The following is a 22,214-nucleotide window of genomic DNA, read 5'->3' on the forward strand; positions in this document are numbered from 1 at the left end:
GTTCAGCCGCAGACGCTCCACTTTCCACTAGAGGTTCAAACGCCGTGAACGCTGCCTTCATTATCCTCTGTGAATCACTCTCCAGTTCGGCCGATACCGTAAACTCCTCGTAGAACGTCTTTTCCTCCGATTTCGGGTCCAATAGTGTCAACACGACAACGTTCAAAGCTGAGTCGCCTACAAGGCCGGCTCGTGGCTGCTCGGCGAGGGCGGCTCGCCGTCGCTCGACTCGATCGGCTCGGAGTCCGCCTCGTCGACCTCGGTCGACGCCGGGAGCAGCCGTCAGGACCGCCTCCGGAAGCAGTACGTCGAGGGACAGATCAGCGAGGCGGAGTTCGAGCGGCGCATCGGCGAGGAGTTGGAGACCGAGGAGGTCGACGAGATCGACCGCGAACTCGAACGGGAGCGGTAGGCGTCGACCACCGCGGGGACTCAGAACCGCTCGCGGAGCTCAGCGCGTAAGTCGTCGACGCCGAGGTCCTTCATCGCGAACAACACGAGCAGGTGGTAGACGAGGTCGGCGCTCTCCGCGGTGAGCTCCTCGCGGTCGTCGTCCTTCGCCGCGAGGATGGCCTCAGTCGTCTCCTCGCCGACCTTCTCTAAGACCGCGTTCTCTCCCTTCTCGTGGGTGAACAGGGACGCGGTGTACGACCCCTCCGGGAGCTCCTCCTTGCGCGACTCGATGGTGGCGAACAGCTCGTCGAGGACGGCCTCGGGCGGCTCGTCCGCGCTCGATTCGCCCTCGGCCGGATCGCTCACGCGACCACCTCCCGCTCGGGGAAGAAGGCGAGGTCGTGGATCCGCGGGTCGTCGGTGAGCTCCGGGTGGAACGCGGTGGCCACGACCGGCCCGTCGCGCACCGCGACCGGGCGCCCGTCGACGGTCGCGAGCGTCTCGACGCCGTCGCCCACGTCGTCGATGGCCGGCGCGCGGATGAACACGGCGTGGAAGGGGTCGTCGAGGCCGGTCACCGGGACCTTCGCCTCGAAGGAGTCCTTCTGCCGGCCGAACGCGTTGCGGTCGACCGAGATGTCGACCAGCCCCAGCGGCTCGACCCGGTCGTCCTTCGCGTCGGTCGAGCAGACGATCAGTCCGGCGCAGGTGGCGAGGATCGGCTTCCCGGCCGCGGCGTGGTCCCGTATCTCCGCGGCGATCCCCTCGCGGTGGATCAGCCGCGAGATGGTCGTCGACTCCCCGCCCGGCATCAGGAGGACGTCGCAGTCGGGCACGACCCCCGACTCTCGGATCTCGACGACCTCCGCGGACTCGTCGTGGGCGGCCGCGGCGTTGCGGACGGCGGCGGCGTGTTCGGCCACGTCGCCCTGGACGGCGATGACGCCTGCTTTCATACGTATCGGTGGGGCGGGCGCGTGGAAAAAGGGCGCGCTACGCGACCGGTCGACTCGGGATCGGTGCGTCGGCAGAACGGGAACGGCGGGGTCGTTACGCGACCGTCAGCGAGAGGATCTGGACGAACACGCCGAAGAGGACGCAGAACGCGAGGACCGTCTTGGGGTCGATCGCGATGGCGTTCCGGTCCTCGTTCTCGAAGTAGCGGACCAGTCCCGCACTGGACATCAGCCCGCCAGAGTTGGAACCACTCATGTCCGCTTCTGGACGGCGACGCGTCCTAAACGTTTCGTTCGTCGTTCGGACCGTGTTCGCGCCACCGTCGCGCCGTCGCCCGGTCGAGTCGCCGCCGAGCGCGCGCACGCACAAGTGGGAAACCCTTATGCGCGGCCCGGCGGTAGTTGACCGCGACTATGACCGTTCGACTGCTGGATTTCCACGCCGAGTGGTGCGGCCCGTGTAAGACCCAAGACCCCATCCTGGAGGAGATCCAGGAAGACCTCGGCGACGCGTTCGAGCTCCAGAAGGTCGACGTCGACGAGGAGCAGGACGTCGCGAACCAGTACCAGGTCCGCTCGCTCCCGACGCTCATCGTCGAGAACGACGACGGCGTCGTCGACCGCTTCGTCGGCGTCACGCAGCGCGAGGACATCGAGGCCGCCCTCTCGGAAGCGGGCGCCTGACTAGGACTTTCGCCGACTAGCCTCTCCTCCCGCGACCGTCGCGGCGTCTCGCAACCTTTTACAGCACCGCCCGCACAGTAGCCGTATGGCCAGTTTCGACGCCGCCGAACGTCGCATGCTCGACCGACAGATCTGTATGCGCTGTAACGCCCGCAACGCCTCCGAGGCCGAGCGCTGCCGCAAGTGCGGCTACACCAAGCTCCGCCCGAAGGCGACCGAGCGCCGCGCGGCGTAATCCGGCCGTTTCCGGGTCGTTCACGGCCCTTCTCGCGGACTCTCCTCCTGACCGCCAGCCGCGCGTGTGCCTCGCTCCGCCCCAGCCTCGCGGTTCGCTCGGGGCTCCCTTCGGTCACCCCTCTCTCACCGCGTCCCTCGCACGCGCTCCTCGCGGCCGCCGAAGGCGGCCGCTCGGAGGCGCGCGCCGAAGTCGGTGGTCGGTCTCGCAGTCACTCGGTTTTAAACCTGGCTCCCGCTCACCCGTCGGGGTATTTCGGCTCGCGGCGCTCGGCGCGCTCCGTCGCGCGCTCGATCACCTCGCGGAGGGTGTCCGGGCCGTCGACGGCGCGGTAGACGTCGCCGTGGCCGGGGAATATCGCCCCCGTGGAGTCGGGCAGCCGGTCGAGGATCTCGCGGAGACTCTCGATCAGGCGCTCGCGCGACTGGCCGGCCATGTCGGTCCGGCCGAACGAGCCGTCGTCGAAGGCGCCGTCGTTGTACACCACCACGTCGCCCGAGTAGAGCCGCTCTGCGCCGACGAGCGAGACGTGGTCGTCGGCGTGTCCGGGGGTGTAGACGACCTCGCAGGACTCGTCGCCGACCACCACCTCGTCGCCGTCCCCGAGCGCGGCGTCCCGGAGCGGGTGATCGGCGTACGCGAGCACTTCCGCGTCGAAGCGCTCGACCACCGCGCCGAGCTCGCCCACGTGGTCGCGGTGCTGGTGCGTGATCACGACGCGGTCGAGGCCGTCGACGCCGGCGTCGGCGAGGGCGTCGGCGACGGCGTCCTCGACGCCGGGCATCGTTCCCGCGTCGACGAGCGTCGTCTCGTCCCCGACGACGAGGTACGCGTTACAGGTGAACTCCTCCGCGTCCGCGGTGACGGTGATCGGCTCCATGCCTCCACTCGCTCGCGGAGCGACAAAAGCGTACAGTCGCACCCCAGCGAGCCCCTCGGGTCCGCTGACGGCCGTGGATTTATCACTCACCCCCTGTTAGTATCACACACAAATGGGCTTCGGCAGCTACGACGAGTCCGAACAGGAGAATCAGGACCTGGACGCGGACTTCGACGACGACGACGGCGTCCGGGCTGCCCAGGAGACCCACCAAGGGTCCGTGGACTACGAACCCGGCGCCTCGAACGACGAGCTTCTCGACCGGCTCCAGGAGATAAAGTCCGAGGACGCGTGAGTGACCACGCCGAGCCGCGCGCTCGGCGTCGCTTTCTCTGACGCCCGCGACGCGAGCCACGGGGCCGGCGTCGTCGTTCGCGCCGACGGGACCCCCGACGGCTTCGCGTTCGCGCGGTGTACCGTCGGCGGCACCGACGCGACCGACGCGGTGATCGACTGCTGGCGCACGCTCGCCCGCGAGGACGTCCGCCACGTGGTCTGTGCGGGGGTCGCGCCCGCGTGGTTCAACCTCCTCGACCTCGACGAACTCGCCGAGACGCTCGACCGCCCGGTCTACGCCGTGAGCTACGAGGCGAGCCCCGGGCTCGAACCGGCGCTCCGGGACGCGTTCGACGGCGAGGCCCTCGCCGACCGGCTCGCCGCGTACCGGTCGCTTCCGCCCCGCGTTCCGGTCGGCGACCCGGACTCGGATCGGCCCCGATTCGTCCGCGCGGTCGGTATCGAACCGGAGCGCGCCGCCGCGGCGATCCGGGGACTCACTCGCGACGGCTTCCGGCGCTGTGAGCCCCTCCGGATCGCGGCGCTCGCCGCGAGCGCGCACCGTGAGGCGGCGACGGCCGAGTAGGCGGGGCTCGGCGTGCGGCCCGTTCGACCGACGCTACTTAGACGACCGCGCCCGGAGCCGTGGGCATGAGCGAACACGGCGGCGACGGCTCCGCGCTCGACGAGGACCTCCGAGTGCCATCCTGCGAGCGGTGCCCGGCGCTGGTGGAGTCGCGGAGCCGGATCGTCGACGGCGTCGGCCCGACGAACGCGGACCTGCTGTTCGTCGGCGAGGGGCCGGGCGCGACCGAGGACGAGGAGGGCGAGCCGTTCGTGGGGCGGTCCGGCGACGTGCTCGACGAGGCGCTGCGCGACGCGGGGCTCGCCCGCGCCGACGTGCGGATCACGAACTGCGTGCGCTGCCGACCGCCGGACAACCGCGACCCGACGACCGAGGAGCTGGCGAACTGCCGCGGGTACCTCGAAAGCGAGATCGACCGACTCGACCCGGAGCTGATCGTGACGCTCGGGAAGGTGCCGAGCGAACACCTCCTCGACCGCTCGGTCGCGATCACCGGCGAGTCCGGCGACGTGGTCGACGCGCGGCTCGCCGGCGTGTCGCGGCGCGTACTGTTATCCGTCCACCCCGCAGCGACGCTGTACGACCGGAGTCAGCGCGACGGCTTCTTCGAGACGATCGCCCGGGCGGCCGAACTGAGCGGCGTCAGCGACCGGGGAGAAAACGGCGGCGACGGCCAGTCGCGGCTCGGCGAGTTCTGAGTCGGCTCAGTCGCGGCGGTCGCCGACGCCGAGCCACTTCTTCGGGTCGAACAGGCCGCGGATCGCTTCGATGAGCCCCTTCCCCTCGTGCTCGCCCGGCCGGAGCCGGGCGCGGATGCGCGAGGAGATGAGTTCGATGCCGAGGACGACGATGAACACCATCACCAGCCCCGCGGCGGTCTGCTGGAACTCGAAGAGGTCCTGACTGTTCCGGATCATCAGTCCGAGCCCGCCAGCGCCGACGACGCCGAGCGAGATCGCGATCCGGGTGTTGATCTCTAAGATGTACAGCGTCCACGCGATGAAGGAGCGGGAGACCTGACTCAACATCCCGAAGCTCACGGTCTGGGTGCCCGACGCACCGGTCGACCGGATCGCCTCGATCGGCCCCTCCTCGATCTCTTCGAGGTCGTCGGTGAACAGGCGGCCGAGGTTCCCGATGCTGTCGGTCGCGATCGCGAGCACCGCCGTCACCTGTCCCGGTGGGCCGATGGGGATGTACAGGAAAATCCAGACGATGGCGGGGATGGCGCGGATCCCGCTGAGGGTACCCCGGAAGATGAAGTTGAACGGGAACGGCGTGACGCGCTCGCTCCCGAGGACCCCGAGGACGAGCGCGAACGGGAAGGCGAACACGGTGCCCATGATGCCGAGCAGGAGCGTCACGAGGCTCGCCTTCACCAGCGACTGCCGCGACGACTGGAAGCTCTCGATGATGTGGGCGCCGCCGTCGCCGAAGCTCGCGGGGATCGCTTGTAGCCCGCTGATCCCCTGGTCTTTGGTGTAGATCGTGAAGTTCTGGAAGTCCGGCGGGAAGAAGCCGGTCGAGATGAACTCGTACATCCCCGGGAGCCGCCCGGCGACGACGTTGGGCTGGAACCCGATGAAGCCGAGACCCCAGTAGGTGACGCCGAGAACGGCCGCGAGCAGCCCGGCCCACAGGAGGTATTTGAGTCGGCGGAGCCGTTCGAGCGCGCGGAACTGGTCGTCGATCGCCGAGTCTGGCGAGCTCACGCCCGCTCACCCCCGTCGGCGGCGGCGTCGACGTCGGCGTCGCTCCCGCCGAGTTCGTCGCCGCTCGTTCCGGTCGGAACCGTCTTGCCGCCTTGGGCTTCGCCGTAGTAGATCCGGTCCATCTCGTCCATGGTGAGGTCGTCGGCGTCGCCGTCGAAGATCACCTCGCCGCCGCGGATCCCGAGGAACCGGTCCCCGAACTCTCGCGCGATGTTCACCTGGTGGAGGCTGGTGATCGTGGTGAGGTCCTGCTCGGTCGCCGCCTTCTTGAGGTAGCGCATCACGTCGCGGGCCGCCTTCGGGTCGAGGCTGGCGACCGGCTCGTCGGCGAGGACGATCTCGGGGTTCTGGACGAGCGCGCGGGCGATCCCGACGCGCTGTTTCTGTCCCCCGCTCATCGACTCGGCGCGCTGCCCGGCCTCGTCGAGGAGGCCGACGGTCTGGAGTGCCTCCAGGGCGGTCCGCTTGTCCGCGTCGTCGTGCATCCCGAGGGCGCTCCGGAGGAGCCCGTTCCGCGAGAGCGCCCCGGATAGCGCGTTGCCGAACGCGGTCTTGCTCTCGATGAGGTAGTGTTCCTGGAACACCATCCCGACCCCGCTGCGGTTCCCTTGAAGCTCTTCGCCGCCGATGCGAACGGACCCCTCGGTGGGTTCCGTGAGCCCGTTCAACACCCGCAACATCGTCGACTTGCCGGCACCGGAGGGACCGAGCAGAATGACGAACTCCCCCTCGTCGATGGTGAACGACACGTCGTCGAGGGCGACGGTGTCCTCGTCGTATATTTTACTGACGTTTTCGAATTCGATCGTTGGCATGAGGTGTGAGTTTGTCCAAAAACAGACCGATCGTGTGAAAAACGATCCGAAGTTGGGGGACCGTGAGGGATCTACTGGTTGAAGATGTCGGTTCCGACGCCGAGCTCGTCGGCGACGTCGATGACGGACTGGTAGTCGTCCTGGGTCGCCCCGCGGACGCGGCTGAACCAGAGGTCGTCTCCGGTGCCGTCCTCGCCGTCCGCGCCGTAGTAGATGCTGTCCGGGCCCTCCAGGAACGCCTCCTGGATGGCGCTTTTCACGTCGTCGTCGAGCTCGGGCGAGACCACGATCGGTGCGCGCGGGAGCCCCTCGTCCTCGTGGAGGGTAGTCGCGACCTCCTGCCACTCGTCCGGCGTGGGGCCGGTCTTCGTGTCGCGGACGAAGCCGCCCATCGCGGCCGCGTCGACCTGGCCCTGTTCGAGGAGGGTGTACGAGCCGACGTGGCCGCCGGCGAAGCGGGCGTCGAACTCGGCCTGCGAGCCGTTTCCCTCGGGGAGCTCGCCGACGTCGAGGTCCCCCTGGCTCGACATGCTGTACAGCGGGTACAGCGCGCCGCTGGTGGAGAGCCGGTCGGAGAACGCGACCGTCTTCCCGGAGAGGTCGGACAGCTCGGTGATGTCGCTGTCGTTCGGCGTCGCGATGATGCTCTTGTACGTCCAGCCGCCGTAGCCGTACCGCTGGAGGATGACCTCCGCGTTGCCGGTCTTCACGCCGAGGGCGGCCGCGAACGGCCCGGTCTCGGCGATGTCCAGCGTCCCCTGGCCGAGAGACTGGATGATGGCGCTGTAGTTGCTTCCGATGGTCCCCTCAACGCTGAGGTCGCTGGGGACATCGTAGTTCTCCCGGAGGTAGCTCCCGATGTGCTCTTCGAGCGGGGAGTACTGTACGTTGAGGTCCTCCTGCGGGACGGACGGCGAAATGCCGAAGTCGATCGTGCCGTCGCCGCCGAACGTCATCTCCGGTTCGCTGTCCGACCCGTCGGAGCCGTCCGACCCGTCAGAGCCGTTCATGCCGTCGGAGCCGTCCGACCCGTCGCCGCCGCCGCTACAGCCGGCCAGTCCAACGATGCTTGCCGCACCCGCGATCTTGAGGAATTGGCGTCGTCGCTCCATGAGGAGTACGTGTGTGGGTTTTACTGTTCTATCAAAAGTGTTGCTGTTCAAATATACGTACGGCTACGTACCGCTATGCAACGCCTCACGGATGGAAACTGACTTCCACCGCGGTCGCGAACCGGAACCATGGACGAATCTCCACCGGACCGCGACGTGTCCGTCGCGCTCGTGGACTACGGGCTCGGGAACCTCCGGTCGGCGACTCGGGGGTTGGAGCGCGCGGGCGCGACCGTCGAGATCACCGACGATCCCGAGGCGTTCGCCGCGGCCGACGGCGTCGTTCTCCCGGGCGTCGGCGCGTTCCGCGAGGGGATGGAGAACGCCGGCCCGCTGCGCGAGGCGTTGACCGACCACGCCGAGGCCGGTCGCCCCCTCTTCGGGATCTGTCTCGGGATGCAGATGCTCCTGACGACGAGCGAGGAGGCCGACCACGAGGGCGAGGGCGAGGTGACCGGACTCGACCTGATCTCCGGTACCAACGTGCGCTTCGAGGTGGACCGGAAGGTGCCGCACATGGGCTGGAACGAGCTGGAAGTCGAGCGGGAGCACCCGCTGGTCGAGGGAGTCGACGGCGAGTACGCCTACTTCGTCCACTCCTACTACGCCGAGCCGGACGACGCCGACGCGGTCGTCGCCACCGCCGACTACGGGGTCGACTTCCCGGCGGTCGTCGCCAACGAGGCCGGCAACGTGTTCGGCACGCAGTTCCACCCCGAGAAGAGCGGCGAGACGGGGCTGACGATCCTGCGGAACTTCGTCGACTACTGCGCGGAGCGGTAGCCCCCGTTCCCTTCTACAGCGCGTCGTACGGCCCCGGCTTGGCCGCGGTCAGCCGGTCGACCTGCTCGTCCGACAGGTCGATCGTCGCCGCCGCGAGGTTCTCGCGCAGCTGGTCGACCGTCCGGGCGCCGACGATGGGCGCGGTGACGCCGTCGCGGTGCGCGAGCCACGCGAGCGCGGTCTGCGCGGGCGACGCGCCGACCTCGTCGGCGACCGCGTCCAGCTCGTCGTGGACGTCGAAGTTCTCCTCGGTGAGGTACGCCTCCTGGAAGCGGCTCGACTCGGCGGCCTTCGAGTCGTCGGGGAGGTCCGCGTCGCGGTCGTACTTCCCCGTCAGGAAGCCCTGCCCGAGCGGGCTCCACGGGGAGACGGCGAGATTCTGCTGGCGCGCGAACTCGAGGTAGTCCCCCTCGATCTCGCGGTCGACGAGGTTGTACCGCGGCTGGAGCACCGTGAACGGCTCCCACCCCTCGCTGCGGGCGATCGCGTTGGCGCGGGCGACCTTCCAGGCGTTCGGGCGGAGCGTGGAGGCGCCGAGGTAGTGGACCTTGCCGGACTCGACGAGCCCGTTGAGCGTCTTCATCAGCTCGCGGGCCGGCGTCTCGTCGTCCCAGCGGTGGATGTAGAGGACATCGATGTAGTCGGTGTCGAGCCGGTCGAGGAGGGCGTCGACGCGGTGGCGGACGTTCTTGCGGTTCGTCCCGCGGCTGTTCGGGTCGCCGTCGCGGATCTGCCAGTACACCTTCGACGCGATCGTGTAGCGCTCCCGGTCCCGCTCGGCGAGCCAGTCGCCGATCCAGCGCTCGCAGTCGCCGCCGCCGTACACGTCGGCGGTGTCGATGTACCGCCCGCCGGCCGCCTCGTAGGCGTCGAGCAGCTCGTGGGCGCGCTCCTCGTCGATCTCCACGTTCCCCGCCTCGGTCACGCGGCCGAACCGCCACGTGCCGAACTGGAGCTCGCTCGTCCGCAGGCCGGTTCGGCCGAGCGGCACGGTTCCCAGGTCGATCTCGTCGAGTTCGGGCGTCATCGCCGAACGGTTGTCGCGGTCGACGCAAAAAGGCACAGCAAGCGGACGCGATGTGTCAACGAGTGTCGATCGCAGGGTCCCAGCGGCGGCTACTCACAGGTCACGGCGAAGTGCTCCTCGGCCGCGGCCGCGGTACACACCGGGCAGCCGGTGTCGAGGATCGTCTTTCGCATCGCGTCGTTGACCTCGATAGTCTGGTCGCAGTCCGGACAGGTGAAGTGAACGGTGGTCAACGGCCTTCCTCTCGGTTCACGGATGCGCGGGCTGTGACCATAAATGAACGGTTCCGAACCGCGGCGCCGACGCCGCCTCGGAGGCGAGCCCTCACTCGGTGCGCGGGACCGCGTACGCGCCGACCGCGAGGAAGACGGCCGCGAGCGCGGTCAACACCAGCAGGTCGCCGGTCCACGCGCCGCCCTCGAAGGTGATCGCCCGGGTCCCCCGCGCGAAGTACGTCAGCGGCGAGGCCGCGACCGCGGGCCGGAACCACGCCGGCAGCAGCGACGGGGTGACGAACGTCTCGGAGAGGAAGAGGAGCGGGAGCGCGACCGTGTTGCTCGCGGCGATCACGCCGTCCTGCGAGTCGGCGAGCGCGCCGAGGACGGCCCCGAGCCCGCAGAACAGCGCGACCGCGACCGCGACGAAGACCGGCAGGACGGCCAGCGCGGGCGAGAGGATGAGCGTCGCGTCGGTCACCGCCAGCACGAGCCCGAGGATGAGCAGGCTCGCGGCGCCGATGATCCCGACGTTGACGAGCGTGTGCGCGAGCAGCCACTCGGCGCGGGAGAGGGGCGTCGTCGCGAGCTTCTCGAACCGCCCGCCGTCGCGGTGGCGCGCGATCTCGGACCCGACGCGCGACAGCGGCGTGAACAGGACGACGACCGCGAGGTAGCCGGGGATGTAGTAGCCCGCGGGCTCGGCGAAGAGGCCGCCGCCGGTCGGCTGGGTCCGCACCAGCGCGCCGAAGATGACGACGAGGATGACCGGGAAGAAGAAGGTGAAGAACACCGCCGTCCGGCGGCGCGTGAACGAGCGCGCCGCCGCGACCGCCTCCGTCCGGACCCGCCCGAGGCGGCTCATCGCTCCCCTCCGTCGGTGACGGCCTCGGTCGCCTCCGCCGCGCCGCCCCGCCGCGCGTACTCCTCGCCGGTGAGCCGCAGGTACACGTCCTCCAGCGACGGCTCGGACCACGAGAGCGAGTCGAACGCGACGCCGGCCGCGTCGAGCGCGTCGACCGCGTCCCCGATCGCCTCCGGGCGGACGCCGCGCACCCGGAGCCCGCCGTCGGTCGCCTCGACGGTCGGGTCGTCCCCGAGGCGCTCGCGGACGCCGGCCGCGACGCGCTCGACGGTCTCCTCGCCCGTCGCCGTCGCGGTGTCGGCGTCGAGGCGGGGCGCGCCGCCGTGCTCGGCGACCAGTCGGTCGGGGGCTCCGCTCGCGACGACCCGCCCGTCGCGGAGCAGCGCGACCCGGTCGGCGAGCCGCTCGACCTCGTCCATCGCGTGGCTCGTGAGGAAGACGGTCGTCCCGCCGGCCGCGAGCCGCTCGATCAGGCGGTGGATCGCCCGGCGGCCGGCCGGGTCGATCCCCGTCGTCGGCTCGTCGAGGAAGAGGAGGTCGGGGTCGTTGACGACGGCGGTCGCGACGCAGGTGCGCCGCTGCTGGCCCCCGGAGAGCGTCTCGTACCAGGCGTCGGCGTCGTCCGCCATCCCCACGTCATCGAGGACGGACTCGGTGTCGCGGGCCGCGTCGTACAGCCCGCCGTAGTAGTCGACCAGCTCCCGAGCCGTGAGCCGCGCGGGCGGGTCGAACGACTGCGGCAGCAGCCCGATCCGGGCCGGGTCGACCGCCGCCGGCGCCTCGCCGAAGACGCGCAGGTCGCCCTCGGCCTCGGTGGTCCCCGTGAGCGCGCGCACCAGCGTCGTCTTCCCGGCGCCGTTCGGTCCGATGAGCCCGAACACCTCGCCGGCCGCGACGTCGAGGTCGACCCCGTCGAGCGCGACGACCTCGCCGTACTCCTTCCGGACCCCCCCGCCGGCGACGACGGGGTCGGCCGCGGCCCCGTCGGCGGCCGTTCCCGCGGCGGCGTCGGCGGTCGCTGTCTCATCCATGCGATCGACTGCGGCCGCCGCGCGCGTAAGGGTTACTTTTCGGTCGACGCAGGGGTGTCGGCCCCTCCGGCGCGGTCGTGGTCACCGCGCCCGCCCTCCCGGTCAGGTCCGTTACGTCTAAGCGACGCGCCGCCGACTCACGGGACATGCACTACCACGAGGCGGCGGCGTTCCTCTTCGACCTCCGCCGCTTCTCGGTCAAGCCCGGCACGGATCGGGTGGAGGCGCTGCTCGCGCACCTCGGGGACCCGCAGGCGGACGTTCCGTTCGTCCAGATCGCCGGCTCGAACGGGAAGGGCAGCGCGGCGCGGCTGACCGAGTCGGTCCTCCGGGAGGCGGGGCTGTCGGTGGGGCTGTACACCTCGCCGCACCTCTCCGCGCTCGCCGAGCGGGTCCGCGTCGACGGCCGGCAGATGACCGAGTCGGCGATCGCCGACTTCGTCGAGGCGGTGCGCCCGTGGCTGATCGACCGGGCGGCCGCCGGCGAGCCGCTCACCTTCTTCGAGGTCGTCACGGCGATGGCCGTCCGCGAGTTCGCGCGGCGCGACGTGGACGTGGCCGTCCTGGAGGTCGGCCTCGGCGGCGAGTACGACGCGACCAGCGCGGTCGACCCCGTCGCGACCGCCGTGACGAACGTCTCGCTCGAACACACCGACGTGCTGGGCGACACGATCGCCGAGATCGCCCGGACGAAGGCCCGGATCGCCCGCCCCGACACGCCGCTCGTCACCGCCTGTGAGGGCGAGGCGCTCGACGTGGTCCGCGAGGTCGCCGGCGAGGCGGGCGCGCCGGTGACGCGAGTGGTCGGAGACGGCGCGTCGGAGGCGGCCGATCCCGATGATAGCGACGAGGACACCGAAGCCGACGATAGCGACGAGGACGCTGAACCCGACGAGCGCGACGAGGGCGCCGACCCCACCGATAGCGACCCCGAACCCGACGACCCGCCGGCGTTCGCGGCGAGCTACGAGGGTCGCGTCAGCGCCACCGACGCCGAGGTCGCGCTCGCCGGCGAGCGCGAGGGCACCTACCGAATCCCGCTCGTCGGGCGCCATCAGGCGACGAACGCGGCCGTCGCCGTCGCGCTCGCGGACCGGACCGCGGCAGCGTTGCGAACCGACCTCGACGACCGCGACGTGCGCGACGGCCTCGCGCGGGCGACGTGGCCCGGCCGGTTCGAGGTGGTCGACACCGCGCCGCTGACCGTCCTCGACGGCGCGCACAACCCCGCGGCCGCCCGCACGCTCGCCGCGACGCTCGCCGAGTACGACTACGACGACCTCCACCTCGTGTACGCGGCGATGCACGACAAGGACCACGCCGAGACGGCTGCGGCGCTCCCGGACGCGGCGACGGCGGTCACCTGCCGGCCCGCCATCGACCGCGCCGAGGACCCCGCGGTCCTCGCGGCGGCGCTGCGCTCCGCCGGCGTCGACCGCGTGACCGCCGGCGACGACGTGGCGGACGCGCTCGCGGCGGCGGTCGACCGCGCCGAGGCGGGCGACTGCGTGCTGCTCGTCGGCTCGCTGTTCGCCGTCGCCGAGGCCCGGGCGGCGCGGATGCGAACGGTCCGCGAGCGGACGGTCCGCGGCGTCGACGGCGCGGCCCACGCGCTCGACACGGCCGGCGTTCAACCAGACGGGATCGCGGCGCACCGGGACGGCGTCGACCACCGCACCCTCACGCTCCGGCTACGAGGCGATCGGGCCGAGCGCGTCGCGGCCGCGGCGCGGATCGTCGGCGGCGACGCGGCGCTCGGGGGGCTCGGCGCGAACGAGGACCGGGGGGCCGGCGGCGAGCACGTCCCCGTCACCGTCGCGGGAACGGTCGCCGAGCTCCGCGCGCTCGTCGACCGGCTCGCCGCGAGCGACGGCGGCGGGCTCGGCGGCGTGGCGACCGACATCGCCGCGTCGGTCGGGATCGACGCGCCGGACGGTAGGTCGGCGTCCGCGGACGACGAGTCCGCCCCGGAGTTCCCGTGGAGCGACCGGACCGCCGTGATGGGCGTGCTCAACGTTACGCCGGACTCCTTCCACGACGGGGGGCGCCACGCCGACCTCGACGACGCGGTCGCGGGCGTCGAGCGGATGGTCGACGCCGGGGTCGACATCGTCGACGTCGGCGGCGAGTCGACCCGTCCGGGCGCCGACCCGGTCCCGGCCGACGAGGAGATCGAGCGCGTCGTCCCGACGATCGAGGCGATCCAGTCGGTGCCTGCGGTCGGGTCCGGGGACGTGCTCGTCTCGGTCGACACGCGCAAGCCGGCGGTCGCCCGGGCGGCGCTGGACGCGGGCGCGGACATCATCAACGACGTGACGGGGCTGGAGGACCCGGCGATGCGGTCGGTCGTCGCCGACGCCGACTGCCCGGTGATCGTGATGCACAGCCTCGACGCGCCGGTCGACCCGGACGCCGACCCCGAGTACGACGACGTGGTCGGCGAGGTCGTCGACGCGCTGCGCGAGCGCCTCGCGCTGGCCGACACGGCGGGCATCGACCGCGATCGCGTCATCGTCGACCCCGGGATCGGCTTCGGGAAGTCGCCCGCGGAGGACTTCGAGCTGCTCGCGCGCTGCGGCGAGTTCGCGGCGCTCGGCTGCCCGGTCCTCGTCGGCCACTCCCACAAGTCGCTGTACGGCGCGGTCGGGCGCGACGCCGACGACCGCGAGCACGCGACGGTCGCCGGCACCGCGCTCGCGGCCGACCGCGGCGCCGACATCGTCCGGGTCCACGACGTGGCCGAGAACCGCGCGGCGGTCGACGTCGCCGCGGCGGCGAACGGCGCGCTCCGCGACGGGGAGGACCCGGAGTGACTCGGCATCGGCGCCCGCTCGGCCCGGGAGCGGCCCCGCGCCGCGCCGACGGCAGCGTTTTGCCTCGCGATCCCCTCGCGCCGGTATGACCCGGCGCCTGCTGCTCGGCTGTAGCGCGGTCGGGAACGCGCTCGTCGAGCGCGCCCGCGAGGAGCGCGGCGACCGCGACGACCTGGTGGCGATCACGGACGACACCGGCTGGGTGTCGACGCTGCGCGACCGCAACGTCGCCACCGTCGAGGCCGACCCCTCCGACCCCGCGACGTATCCGGACTCGGCGGCGGTCGTGCTGGTCGCGAGCGACGACCCCGAGCGCAACGTCGCCGCCGCGCGCGCCGCTCGGGACAGGTACCCGGACGCGATGATCGTCGCGCACCTCGGTACGGCGCCGACCGAGGAGCAGCGGGCGGCGGTCGAGGCGGTCGCCGACCGCGTGGTCGACCCCGTCGAGGCGGTCGTCGATCGGGTCTCCGAGGCGATCGGACTCGCCGACGGTCGCGGCGCCTCCCCCGGGGCGGCCCTCTCGCGCGCCAATGCCGACGACGGCGAGAAGCCGGCCCGGCTGCTCGCGACGCTCCGGGGGTTCTCGGGGCCCCTGTTGGTCGTCGCGCACGACAACCCCGACCCGGACGCCATCGCCAGCGCGCTCGGGCTGGCGCGGATCGCGGAGTCGATCGGCGTCGACGCCGACGCCTGCTACGGCGGCGACATCTCCCATCAGGAGAACCGCGCGCTGGTGAACCTCCTCGACATCGGGCTCCGGTCGTTCGACGGGGTGGACCTCGACGAGTACGGCGGCGTCGCCCTAGTCGACCACTCCCGCGCCGGGATCAACGACAGCCTCCCCGAGGGCCACCCGGTCGACGTGGTCGTCGACCACCACCCGCCGCGGGGGCCGGTCGCGGGATCGTTCGTCGACATCCGGCCCGACGTCGGTGCGACGAGCACGCTCATCGCCGAGTACCTCTCGCGGTACGGGATCGCGCCGGACCGGGAACTCGCCACGTCGCTGCTGTACGGCATCCGGATCGACACGAAGGACTTCACCCGCGCGACCGCGACCGACGACTTCGAGGCGGCCGCCGCGCTGCTCGCGCACGCCGACGAGTCGACGCTCGAACGCGTCGAGAGCCCGAGCGTGAGCCCGGAGACGCTCCGCGTCCTCGCGGCCGCCATCGAGAACCGCGACGTGCGCGGGTCGGTCGCGGCCTCCTGCGTCGGCGAGATAACCGACCGCGACGCGCTCGCGCAGGCGGCCGATCGGCTTCTCGACCTGGAGGACGTGACAGTGACGTTCGTCTACGGCTACACCGACGGCGTGATCTACGGCTCTGCCCGCGCCCGCGGCGCCGAGGTCGACGCCGGCGAGTTGCTGCGCGACGCGCTCGATCCCGCGGGGTCGGCCGGGGGCCACGCCTCGATGGCTGGCGCGCAGGTCCCGCTCGGCATCCTCTCCGCGGTCGACGAGTCGGAGTCGCTGCCCGAGGTCGTCGAGGAGTTCGTCGCCGGGCGCTTCTTCGAGGCCCTCGACGACGCGCCGGCGCAGCCGACCGGGCTTCCGCCGGAGTTCCCGACGGACTGAGGCGCCGTCGTGCGAACCGGTCCCGAGGCGGCGTAAGACACTCATCACCGGGCGCCGAGATAGCGCCTGTTCCCGCCATGTCCGACGGCCTCTACGACGAGCGCCCGCGGCTGTACGACGCGATCCAGTCGGAGTGGGACTACGACCGCGACGCCGGCTTCGTGTTCGACGCGCTCGCCGACCGCGGCGTCGACCCCGAGCGTCTGCTGGAGGTCGGCTGCGGAACCGGCGAGCACACGCGCCGGTTCGCGGCCCGCGGAGTCGACGTGACCGCGATCGACGTCCACGAGGGGATGCTCGCGGTCGCGCGGGAGAAGTGCCCCGCCGACGCCGTCTCGATCTACCGGACCGGGCTCCCGGAGCCGGACCTGCACGACACCGAACCGTTCGACGCCGCCGTCGCCATCCGCGGCGTCGTGAACCACCTCGGGCCCGGCGACCTCGACCCCGCGCTCGCCGCGCTCCGGGACCGACTCCGGCCCGGCGGCGTCCTCGTCTTCGATAATTCCCCGCTGCCGTCCGACGGGAACTCCCCGGGTCTCGACGTTGGCCACGACGCAAATGGGGAACTCCGGTACGTCCGCGTCGCGCACCACGTCGCGACCGACGACGGCCGGCTCGACTGGCGCGCGGTGACGTTCACCCCCGACGGCGACCCGTTCACCGACCGGCGCCGGATGACGCCGTTCGCCGACGAGCGGATCGGCGACGCGCTCGCAGATGCCGGGTTCGACGACGTTGACGTGTCCTCGGGGTACGGCCCCGGCGACGACCGGAGCGTGTTCGTCGCGGTGCGGTGAGCGGGTCCGCGGCAGTTCGTCGAGCGGGTCCGCGGCAGTTCGTCGAGCGGGTCCGCAGCAGTTCGCCGAGCGGGTCGGTGGTGGTCCGGCGGGCAAGTCCGCGGCAGCATCGGCGGGGCGGTCGTGCGGGAATCGCGCAACGGTCGCAACGTACATAGGACGCGGCGGCCAACTGTGGGTAATGACCGACGACATCGTCGAACACCGCCGACTCATCATCGCCGGCACCGGTATCTCGGGTCTCTCCGCGGCCATATACGCCGCGCGCTCGAACAACAACCCGCTGCTCGTCGAGGGCGACGAGCCGGGCGGCCAGCTCACGCTGACGACCGACGTGGAGAACTACCCCGGCTTCCCCGAGGGGATCTCCGGGCCGGGGCTGATCAACGACATGAAAGAGCAGGCGCAGAAGTTCGGCGCCGAGACCCGAAACGGCGTCATCGAGGACGTCTCGAAGGAGCCGGCGGGCCACTTCCACGTCGCGCTCACCGACGGCGACGTGTACACCGCCGACGCCGTCATTGCGGCGTCGGGCGCCAGCGCGCGGACGCTCGGCGTCCCCGGCGAGGAGGAGCTGATGGGTTACGGCCTCTCCACCTGCGCGACCTGCGACGGCGCGTTCTTCCGCGACGAGGACATGCTCGTCGTCGGCGGCGGCGACGCCGCGATGGAGGAGGCGAACTTCCTGACGAAGTTCGCGGACACGGTGTACATCGCGCACCGCCGCGAGGAGTTCCGCGCCGAGGACGTGTGGATCGAGCGCACGATGGACGCCGTCGAAGACGGCGAGATCGAGCTCCTCCTCAACACCGAGCTCACCGAGATCCACGGCACCCCCGAGGACGGCATCGACCGCGTGACCCTCGTCGAACACCCCGACGGCCACCCGAAGGAGAAGCTCGACGACCCCGCGACCGCCGACGCGGTCGACGAGTACGACTTCGACGTGGGGGCCGTCTTCTACGCCATCGGTCACACGCCGAACACCGACTTCCTCGAAGGCACCGGTATCGAGACCGACGACGACGGCTACCTGCTCACCGAGGGCGGCCGCGGCGGCGGCCAGACCCGGACCGGCGTCGAGGGGCTCTTCGGCGCGGGCGACGTGGTCGACTTCCACTACCAGCAGGCGGCCACCGCCGGCGGGATGGGCGTGAAGGCCGCGCTCGACGCCGACGAGTACCTCTCCGAGCGCGAGCGCGCCGGCGAGCTGTACGAAGGCGAGCTCGACGCCGCGGCCGCGGACGACTGAAGCGCGGTCCGTCGGTTCCGACGCGTTCGATTCGCCGTCTCGACGGCTCCATCCACACCCGTGACGCGATCGGTGACGCAAACCCCTCTTTGAGTTATACGCGGTACTATTTCCGCCTCTCCCGTCGTTGGACATGTGATGAACAGACGCGGTCTGGTCGTCGTCGCCGCTGCGCTCGCGTTGTTCGTGACCGGTAGCGCCGTCGCCCTCGCCGGCCCCGTGTCGGGAGGGCCCGGCGGCCTCCTCGGCGGGGCGAGCGATCCGCCGGCGCTGCTCCACTTCGATACCGACGAGGTCCGCTGTCCCGACGACTTCTCGGCGAACAGCTCGACGTCGGTGGTCGCCGGCGCCGAGAACACGGAGATCACGTACTCCAGAAACGTCTCGCTGCCGGGACCCTCGCACGCGATCGGCGGCCCGACGTTCGAGCGGGTGAACGAGTCCGCCTACGTGCTCGACGTTCCGACCGAGGAGACGGACGCGGCGCCGCGGTCGTGTTCCGGCGTCGTCCGCTACAACGGCACGGTGCGGATTCCCGCGGGCAACGACCCGTGGACCCTGATCGTGAAACAGGACGGCGAGACGGTCACGACGCTGCGCGGCGACTCGGATTCCTCGCTCCTCGGCGGGTCGACGAGCGTGAGCGGCAGCGTTTCGGCTCCCGGTTCTGGGAGCAACTCGACGGACTCGTCGGAGTGAATCGGGCGAACTATCGTAGCCGAACTCCCAGTTGCTCGCTTATGAACAACTGACAATCGACCGGCGGTGGCCGCATCCAAAGCCCCAGCCGAGAGGCGGGCGCACGCTCGCTGTGTCCCTCAGTCGCTCGCGCTGCTCGCTCCTTTCGGTGCTTGCGTGACCTGTGCCCGTCTCTCGGCTGCCCAGTTGAATCCCACCCCGCACAGCAACCGCACCTCACACCTCCCCAGCCTCGTCAGTCGCCCTCCGCGTTGCTCCGGGCGACTGACTCCCTCGCGCGCGCTCCTCGCGCCCTCCGGGCGCTCGGAGGCACGCGCCACCGTAGTTCTATTTGTAAATGGTCGCCATCGCCGACCGATTCAGGACAGAATCTCCACGTCGTACCCCTCCGCTTCGAGTGCGTCGACGATGTCGGCGGCGTGTTCGGCGTCGTCGGTCTCTAATTCGAGTTCGAGTTCGGCGGCGTTGACGGCCACGTCCCGCGAGGTTCGGTCGTGGTGGACCGCGTACACGTTCGCGCCGGTGCGCGCGACGATGCTGGAGACGCGCTCCAGTTCGCCGGGTCGGTCCTTCAGGTCGATCGTGATCTTGAGGTACCGGCCCATCTGGACGAGCCCGCGCCGGACCACGGTGCCGAGGCGGTTGAGGTCGATGTTACCGCCGCAGAGCGCGGCGACGACCGTCTCGCCGTCGTCGTACTCGAACGCCTCCGAGAGGACGGCGGCGAGCGCGACCGCGCCCGCGCCCTCCACGAGCGTCTTCGCGCGCTCCAAGAGCAGCGTGAGGGCCAAGGCGATCTCGCGGTCGTCGACGGTGACGACCTCGTCGACGTACTCCGCCATGACCTCGAGGGTCTCCTCGCCGACCGACCGCGTCGCGATCCCGTCGGCGATCGTGTCGACGCTGTCGATCTCCGTGACCTCGCCCGCCTCGAGCGACTTCGCGGCCGACGCCGCACCCTCCGCCTGGACCCCCACGACGCGCACGTCCGGCAGCTGCTCTTTGATCGCCACCGCGACGCCCGAGATCAGGCCGCCGCCGCCGATCGGGACGACGACCGTGTCGAGGTCGGGGCAGTCGTCGACGATCTCCAAGCCGAGGGTCCCCTGTCCGGCCATCACCACGGGGTCGTCGAACGCGTGGACGTAGGTCCGGTCCTCCTCGCGCTCCAGCCGGTGCGCGTACGCCTGCGCTTCGTCGTAGTCGACGCCCTCCAGGCGAACGCTCGCGCCGTACCCGCGGGTGGCCTTCACCTTCGAGACGGGCGCGAACTTCGGCATCACGACGGTGGCGTCGACGCCAGCGCGGCTCGCCGCCAGCGCGACGCCCTGCGCGTGGTTCCCGGCGCTCGCGGTGACGACGCCGGCCTCGCGCTCCGCCTCCGAGAGCGTCTGTATCCGGTTCATCGCGCCGCGAATCTTGAACGCGCCGGTCCGCTGGAAGTTCTCCAGTTTCAGGTGGAGGTCCGCGCCGCTCATCTCGGAGAACGAGCGCGACCGCTCAAGCGGCGTGTGGCGGGCGACGCCCGAGACCCGCTCGCGCGCCTCGCGGATGTCGGCAAGACTGAGCATGCCACCCCGTCGCCGCGCCGCCCGCTAATCGGTTCCGGTCGGGGGCGACCGTCCACGGGACGGTCGACGGCACCCGCCGCGGTCGCCGTGTGCCGACTGCCTGCCGCCGGGCGGCCCGACACACCGAGCCGACGGCTCGCGGTCGGTGAAAGGGGGAATGCACGCGTGTGACGTGCGAGTGAAACGATGCGACGGAAATACAAAAAGGTGGGGCTACCAGAGCGAAAGTGAAACCGCACGACAGCGGCGCCGTCATCCGCCCGTCAGACGGTATCTCGGGGGGTCAGTCGCACCCGCACGTCGCGGGCGTCGAGGACGGAGCGCACTCGGTTGGGGAACGGCCCGGATCCGGGCCACGTCGCGTCCGCGTCGAGGCGTTCGGGGTCGCCGACGTACACCGCGGCGGCGTCGGGGTAGTCGGCCCGCGCGTCGAGCGGGACGGTCTCGCGGACGTACAGTCCGCCCCCGACGTCCTCGTAGGCGTCGAGCGCGTCGACGGCCTCCGTCCGGAGGAGTCGGCCCCCCGTCTCGCCGCCCGGCGCGAGCGTCGGGTACCGCCCCTCCACGAGCCGGAGGCCGTCGAGCGTCGCGGAGCCGACGAAGACGAACGAGTCGACGACCTCGGCGACCCGCTCCGGTTCGGTCAGCGTCCCGTACACGAAGACGTCCATGGGTGCCGTGGGTCGCTCGCGGCTTTCAACGTTCGGACGGCTCCCCGCGGCGTCTCTCTCGCCGCGCTGCGGCCGGCCTCCCGACGAATCCACAACCGTTTTACTCGCTTCCGCGGTCGGATTCGTAATGTCTACGCTGCGCGGCCACCGCGCCGTCTCCCTGATCGGAGCCGGCCTCCTCGTCGCCGCCGCGGTCCACCACGGCGCCGAGATCGGCGCCATCGGGAGCTCCGCCGGGCCGCTGCTGGCGTTCGCGCTCGACGGCGGGATCGCGGTCGCGGTCCTCGTCGCCGGCCGCCGGATCGCTCGCCGGGACCTCTCGCCCGCCGAGGAGCAGCGCGTCGCGCGGTGGACCGCCACCGGAACCGTCCTCGCCGTCGCCGCCTTCGCCGCGACGCTCGCCGTGCGCGCCTTCGAGGGCCGTCCGCTCGTCGAGCCGGCCTTCCCGATGCTCGTCGCCGCCGGCGTCGGGAGCCTCGGCGGCGCGATCGCGGGGTACTACGCGGTCCGGCAGTCGGCGGAGGCGCGCCGGGCGCGGGACGCGGTCCGCGCCGTCTCCTTCGTCAACCACCTCCTGCGGCACGACCTCCGAAACGACCTCTCGACGATCCGCGGCTACGCCGACCTGCTCGACGACCTCGACGGCTCCGGTCACGCCGAGACCGTTGCGGCGAAGGCGAGCGAGGGGCTCGAACGCATCGAGGCGACGAGCGCGGTCGCGGACGCGATCCTCGGCGACGCGGACTCCAGCCGCGTCGATCTCGCGGACACGACCCGAGACGTGCTGGCGGGGGTCGCCGACGGGGAATCGGCGGCGATCGAGACCGACCTCCCGGACGCGGCCCCCGTCGCCGCCAACGACGGCGTGCGGTCGATCGTCCATAACCTCGTCGAGAACGCGGTCGAACACGGCGGTCCGGGCGTCACCGTCCGCGTCGCCGTCCGCGCCGACGGCGACGAGGCGGCGCGCCTCGGGGGCGACGACGGGGTCGCGCTGGTCGTCGAGGACGACGGTCCGGGGCTTCCCCCGGAGGTACGGGACGGGTCGTTCCTGACCGACGAGGCGGTCGGCGGGGCGAGCGACGGCGGCGTCAGCGGCCTGCGGCTGGTCGCGACGCTCGCGGAGGCGTACGACGGGTCCCTCGACACCGGCGAGTCGTCGCTCGGGGGAGCGCGGTTCACGGTGACGCTCCCGCACGCACCGGCCGACTCGGCCGGCTCCGATACGTAGAAACCGCGGGCGCTCGTCGGGACCG

25 protein-coding genes and 1 pseudogene are annotated in these 22,214 nt (G+C 71.4%); 13 read left to right on the forward strand and 13 right to left on the reverse strand.

Annotated features, from left to right (window positions below; translation table 11 throughout):
* Nucleotides 1-172 precede the first annotated feature (172 nt).
* Nucleotides 173-412 (forward strand): annotated as a pseudogene (locus tag Z052_RS20940) (hypothetical protein); the annotation flags it as partial.
* A gap of 20 nt (nucleotides 413-432) precedes the next feature.
* Here the strand turns inward: Z052_RS20940 and hisE are convergent.
* The 3 genes from hisE to Z052_RS08665 form a co-directional block, all read right to left on the reverse strand.
* On the reverse strand, nucleotides 433-759 hold the full coding sequence (gene hisE / locus Z052_RS08655) for a phosphoribosyl-ATP diphosphatase (protein WP_049931812.1): 327 nt from the start codon (nucleotides 757-759) through the stop codon (nucleotides 433-435).
* A complete protein-coding gene (pdxT, locus tag Z052_RS08660) occupies nucleotides 756-1,349 on the reverse strand; it encodes a pyridoxal 5'-phosphate synthase glutaminase subunit PdxT (RefSeq protein WP_099288965.1) in 594 nt (197 codons plus the stop codon). The genes hisE and pdxT overlap by 4 nt, the downstream gene beginning before the upstream one ends.
* Nucleotides 1,350-1,443: 94 nt before the next feature.
* A complete protein-coding gene (locus Z052_RS08665) occupies nucleotides 1,444-1,605 on the reverse strand; it encodes a preprotein translocase subunit Sec61beta (RefSeq protein ID WP_049910744.1) in 162 nt (53 codons plus the stop codon).
* Nucleotides 1,606-1,763: 158 nt separating this feature from the next.
* Here Z052_RS08665 and Z052_RS08670 point away from each other — a divergent pair, with 158 nt between their 5' ends.
* Together Z052_RS08670 and Z052_RS08675 are read left to right on the forward strand one after the other, a co-directional pair.
* Nucleotides 1,764-2,033, forward strand: coding sequence for a co-chaperone YbbN (locus Z052_RS08670; protein WP_006111654.1), 270 nt, complete (start codon nucleotides 1,764-1,766; stop codon nucleotides 2,031-2,033).
* Between the two features lie 85 nt (nucleotides 2,034-2,118).
* Entirely contained in the window at nucleotides 2,119-2,268 is a 150-nt protein-coding gene (locus tag Z052_RS08675) for a 50S ribosomal protein L40e (protein WP_006629440.1), read from the forward strand.
* 238 nt (nucleotides 2,269-2,506) lie between these two features.
* On the opposite strand, the gene Z052_RS08680 is transcribed toward Z052_RS08675, so the two are convergent.
* Nucleotides 2,507-3,148, reverse strand: a complete 642-nt coding sequence (locus Z052_RS08680) for an MBL fold metallo-hydrolase (RefSeq protein ID WP_099288966.1) — start codon at nucleotides 3,146-3,148, stop codon at nucleotides 2,507-2,509.
* Between the two features lie 112 nt (nucleotides 3,149-3,260).
* Between Z052_RS08680 and Z052_RS08685 the strand changes: the two genes are divergently transcribed.
* From Z052_RS08685 to Z052_RS08695, 3 genes are all read left to right on the forward strand, one after another.
* Nucleotides 3,261-3,443: a DUF5786 family protein gene (locus Z052_RS08685; protein ID WP_007995123.1), complete on the forward strand. Its 183-nt coding sequence runs from the start codon at nucleotides 3,261-3,263 to the stop codon at nucleotides 3,441-3,443.
* Entirely contained in the window at nucleotides 3,444-4,010 is a 567-nt protein-coding gene (locus tag Z052_RS08690) for a DUF99 family protein (RefSeq protein WP_049931817.1), read from the forward strand.
* A 65-nt stretch (nucleotides 4,011-4,075) separates the two neighbouring features.
* Entirely contained in the window at nucleotides 4,076-4,708 is a 633-nt protein-coding gene (locus Z052_RS08695) for a uracil-DNA glycosylase family protein (RefSeq protein ID WP_086215764.1), read from the forward strand.
* A gap of 6 nt (nucleotides 4,709-4,714) precedes the next feature.
* Here Z052_RS08695 and Z052_RS08700 read toward each other — a convergent pair whose 3' ends face one another.
* From Z052_RS08700 to Z052_RS08710, 3 genes are all read right to left on the reverse strand, one after another.
* The gene (locus tag Z052_RS08700) at nucleotides 4,715-5,722 is read right to left on the reverse strand and encodes an ABC transporter permease (RefSeq protein WP_049931821.1); all 1,008 of its coding nucleotides are present in this window, start codon (nucleotides 5,720-5,722) and stop codon (nucleotides 4,715-4,717) included.
* Nucleotides 5,719-6,537 carry a phosphonate ABC transporter ATP-binding protein gene (gene phnC / locus Z052_RS08705; protein ID WP_049931823.1) on the reverse strand — a complete coding sequence of 273 codons (819 nt, stop codon included), beginning with the start codon at nucleotides 6,535-6,537 and terminating at the stop codon, nucleotides 5,719-5,721. The genes Z052_RS08700 and phnC overlap by 4 nt, the downstream gene beginning before the upstream one ends.
* A gap of 71 nt (nucleotides 6,538-6,608) precedes the next feature.
* A complete protein-coding gene (locus tag Z052_RS08710) occupies nucleotides 6,609-7,649 on the reverse strand; it encodes a phosphate/phosphite/phosphonate ABC transporter substrate-binding protein (protein ID WP_049931825.1) in 1,041 nt (346 codons plus the stop codon).
* 129 nt (nucleotides 7,650-7,778) lie between these two features.
* Here Z052_RS08710 and hisH point away from each other — a divergent pair, with 129 nt between their 5' ends.
* A complete protein-coding gene (hisH, locus tag Z052_RS08715) occupies nucleotides 7,779-8,432 on the forward strand; it encodes an imidazole glycerol phosphate synthase subunit HisH (RefSeq protein ID WP_049931826.1) in 654 nt (217 codons plus the stop codon).
* Nucleotides 8,433-8,445: 13 nt separating this feature from the next.
* Here hisH and Z052_RS08720 read toward each other — a convergent pair whose 3' ends face one another.
* The 4 genes from Z052_RS08720 to Z052_RS08730 form a co-directional block, all read right to left on the reverse strand.
* A complete protein-coding gene (locus tag Z052_RS08720; protein WP_049931828.1) occupies nucleotides 8,446-9,459 on the reverse strand; it encodes an aldo/keto reductase in 1,014 nt (337 codons plus the stop codon).
* A gap of 89 nt (nucleotides 9,460-9,548) precedes the next feature.
* Nucleotides 9,549-9,692, reverse strand: coding sequence for a zinc ribbon domain-containing protein (locus Z052_RS19750; protein ID WP_129452291.1), 144 nt, complete (start codon nucleotides 9,690-9,692; stop codon nucleotides 9,549-9,551).
* Between the two features lie 91 nt (nucleotides 9,693-9,783).
* The gene (locus tag Z052_RS08725; RefSeq protein WP_049931830.1) at nucleotides 9,784-10,539 is read right to left on the reverse strand and encodes an ABC transporter permease; all 756 of its coding nucleotides are present in this window, start codon (nucleotides 10,537-10,539) and stop codon (nucleotides 9,784-9,786) included.
* Nucleotides 10,536-11,570, reverse strand: a complete 1,035-nt coding sequence (locus Z052_RS08730) for an ABC transporter ATP-binding protein (protein ID WP_089308844.1) — start codon at nucleotides 11,568-11,570, stop codon at nucleotides 10,536-10,538. The genes Z052_RS08725 and Z052_RS08730 overlap by 4 nt, the downstream gene beginning before the upstream one ends.
* A gap of 146 nt (nucleotides 11,571-11,716) precedes the next feature.
* Here Z052_RS08730 and folP point away from each other — a divergent pair, with 146 nt between their 5' ends.
* From folP to Z052_RS08755, 5 genes are all read left to right on the forward strand, one after another.
* Nucleotides 11,717-14,383, forward strand: coding sequence for a dihydropteroate synthase (gene folP / locus Z052_RS08735; protein WP_099288967.1), 2,667 nt, complete (start codon nucleotides 11,717-11,719; stop codon nucleotides 14,381-14,383).
* Between the two features lie 85 nt (nucleotides 14,384-14,468).
* Nucleotides 14,469-15,965: a DHH family phosphoesterase gene (locus tag Z052_RS08740; RefSeq protein WP_049931836.1), complete on the forward strand. Its 1,497-nt coding sequence runs from the start codon at nucleotides 14,469-14,471 to the stop codon at nucleotides 15,963-15,965.
* Nucleotides 15,966-16,042: 77 nt separating this feature from the next.
* The gene (locus Z052_RS08745; RefSeq protein WP_094495436.1) at nucleotides 16,043-16,765 is read left to right on the forward strand and encodes a bifunctional 2-polyprenyl-6-hydroxyphenol methylase/3-demethylubiquinol 3-O-methyltransferase UbiG; all 723 of its coding nucleotides are present in this window, start codon (nucleotides 16,043-16,045) and stop codon (nucleotides 16,763-16,765) included.
* Between the two features lie 181 nt (nucleotides 16,766-16,946).
* The gene (locus Z052_RS08750) at nucleotides 16,947-18,017 is read left to right on the forward strand and encodes an NAD(P)/FAD-dependent oxidoreductase (protein ID WP_094521110.1); all 1,071 of its coding nucleotides are present in this window, start codon (nucleotides 16,947-16,949) and stop codon (nucleotides 18,015-18,017) included.
* Nucleotides 18,018-18,155: 138 nt separating this feature from the next.
* A complete protein-coding gene (locus Z052_RS08755; protein WP_094521109.1) occupies nucleotides 18,156-18,716 on the forward strand; it encodes a hypothetical protein in 561 nt (186 codons plus the stop codon).
* A gap of 359 nt (nucleotides 18,717-19,075) precedes the next feature.
* Here Z052_RS08755 and ilvA read toward each other — a convergent pair whose 3' ends face one another.
* The gene (gene ilvA, locus Z052_RS08760; RefSeq protein WP_086215771.1) at nucleotides 19,076-20,287 is read right to left on the reverse strand and encodes a threonine ammonia-lyase; all 1,212 of its coding nucleotides are present in this window, start codon (nucleotides 20,285-20,287) and stop codon (nucleotides 19,076-19,078) included.
* Nucleotides 20,288-20,550: 263 nt separating this feature from the next.
* Complete coding sequence (locus Z052_RS08765; protein WP_099288968.1) at nucleotides 20,551-20,958, reverse strand: gamma-glutamylcyclotransferase family protein; 408 nt, start codon at nucleotides 20,956-20,958, stop codon at nucleotides 20,551-20,553.
* Between the two features lie 127 nt (nucleotides 20,959-21,085).
* Here Z052_RS08765 and Z052_RS08770 point away from each other — a divergent pair, with 127 nt between their 5' ends.
* Nucleotides 21,086-22,189, forward strand: a complete 1,104-nt coding sequence (locus Z052_RS08770) for an ATP-binding protein (RefSeq protein WP_158228676.1) — start codon at nucleotides 21,086-21,088, stop codon at nucleotides 22,187-22,189.
* The last annotated feature ends 25 nt before the right edge of the window (nucleotides 22,190-22,214 follow it).

Origin of the sequence: Halorubrum sp. C191, assembly GCF_002727095.1 — an archaeon.
In the GTDB taxonomy this organism is placed as follows: Archaea; Halobacteriota; Halobacteria; order Halobacteriales; family Haloferacaceae; genus Halorubrum; species Halorubrum ezzemoulense.

Bases quoted from the DNA above. Each gene is read 5' to 3' on its own strand.
- Z052_RS08730 (WP_089308844.1), bottom strand. From the start codon at position 11,570: ATGGATGAGACAGCGACCGCCGACGCCGCCGCGGGAACGGCCGCCGAC.
- Z052_RS08745 (WP_094495436.1), top strand. From the start codon at position 16,043: ATGTCCGACGGCCTCTACGACGAGCGCCCGCGGCTGTACGACGCGATC.
- Z052_RS08770 (WP_158228676.1), top strand. From the start codon at position 21,086: ATGTCTACGCTGCGCGGCCACCGCGCCGTCTCCCTGATCGGAGCCGGC.
- Z052_RS08720 (WP_049931828.1), bottom strand. From the start codon at position 9,459: ATGACGCCCGAACTCGACGAGATCGACCTGGGAACCGTGCCGCTCGGC.
- pdxT (WP_099288965.1), bottom strand. From the start codon at position 1,349: ATGAAAGCAGGCGTCATCGCCGTCCAGGGCGACGTGGCCGAACACGCC.
- Z052_RS08740 (WP_049931836.1), top strand. From the start codon at position 14,469: ATGACCCGGCGCCTGCTGCTCGGCTGTAGCGCGGTCGGGAACGCGCTC.
- Z052_RS08695 (WP_086215764.1), top strand. From the start codon at position 4,076: ATGAGCGAACACGGCGGCGACGGCTCCGCGCTCGACGAGGACCTCCGA.
- ilvA (WP_086215771.1), bottom strand. From the start codon at position 20,287: ATGCTCAGTCTTGCCGACATCCGCGAGGCGCGCGAGCGGGTCTCGGGC.
- Z052_RS08665 (WP_049910744.1), bottom strand. From the start codon at position 1,605: ATGAGTGGTTCCAACTCTGGCGGGCTGATGTCCAGTGCGGGACTGGTC.
- phnC (WP_049931823.1), bottom strand. From the start codon at position 6,537: ATGCCAACGATCGAATTCGAAAACGTCAGTAAAATATACGACGAGGAC.
- folP (WP_099288967.1), top strand. From the start codon at position 11,717: ATGCACTACCACGAGGCGGCGGCGTTCCTCTTCGACCTCCGCCGCTTC.
- Z052_RS08675 (WP_006629440.1), top strand. From the start codon at position 2,119: ATGGCCAGTTTCGACGCCGCCGAACGTCGCATGCTCGACCGACAGATC.
- Z052_RS08685 (WP_007995123.1), top strand. From the start codon at position 3,261: ATGGGCTTCGGCAGCTACGACGAGTCCGAACAGGAGAATCAGGACCTG.
- hisH (WP_049931826.1), top strand. From the start codon at position 7,779: ATGGACGAATCTCCACCGGACCGCGACGTGTCCGTCGCGCTCGTGGAC.
- Z052_RS08710 (WP_049931825.1), bottom strand. From the start codon at position 7,649: ATGGAGCGACGACGCCAATTCCTCAAGATCGCGGGTGCGGCAAGCATC.
- Z052_RS08670 (WP_006111654.1), top strand. From the start codon at position 1,764: ATGACCGTTCGACTGCTGGATTTCCACGCCGAGTGGTGCGGCCCGTGT.
- Z052_RS08765 (WP_099288968.1), bottom strand. From the start codon at position 20,958: ATGGACGTCTTCGTGTACGGGACGCTGACCGAACCGGAGCGGGTCGCC.
- Z052_RS08755 (WP_094521109.1), top strand. From the start codon at position 18,156: ATGAACAGACGCGGTCTGGTCGTCGTCGCCGCTGCGCTCGCGTTGTTC.
- Z052_RS08750 (WP_094521110.1), top strand. From the start codon at position 16,947: ATGACCGACGACATCGTCGAACACCGCCGACTCATCATCGCCGGCACC.
- Z052_RS08725 (WP_049931830.1), bottom strand. From the start codon at position 10,539: ATGAGCCGCCTCGGGCGGGTCCGGACGGAGGCGGTCGCGGCGGCGCGC.
- Z052_RS08680 (WP_099288966.1), bottom strand. From the start codon at position 3,148: ATGGAGCCGATCACCGTCACCGCGGACGCGGAGGAGTTCACCTGTAAC.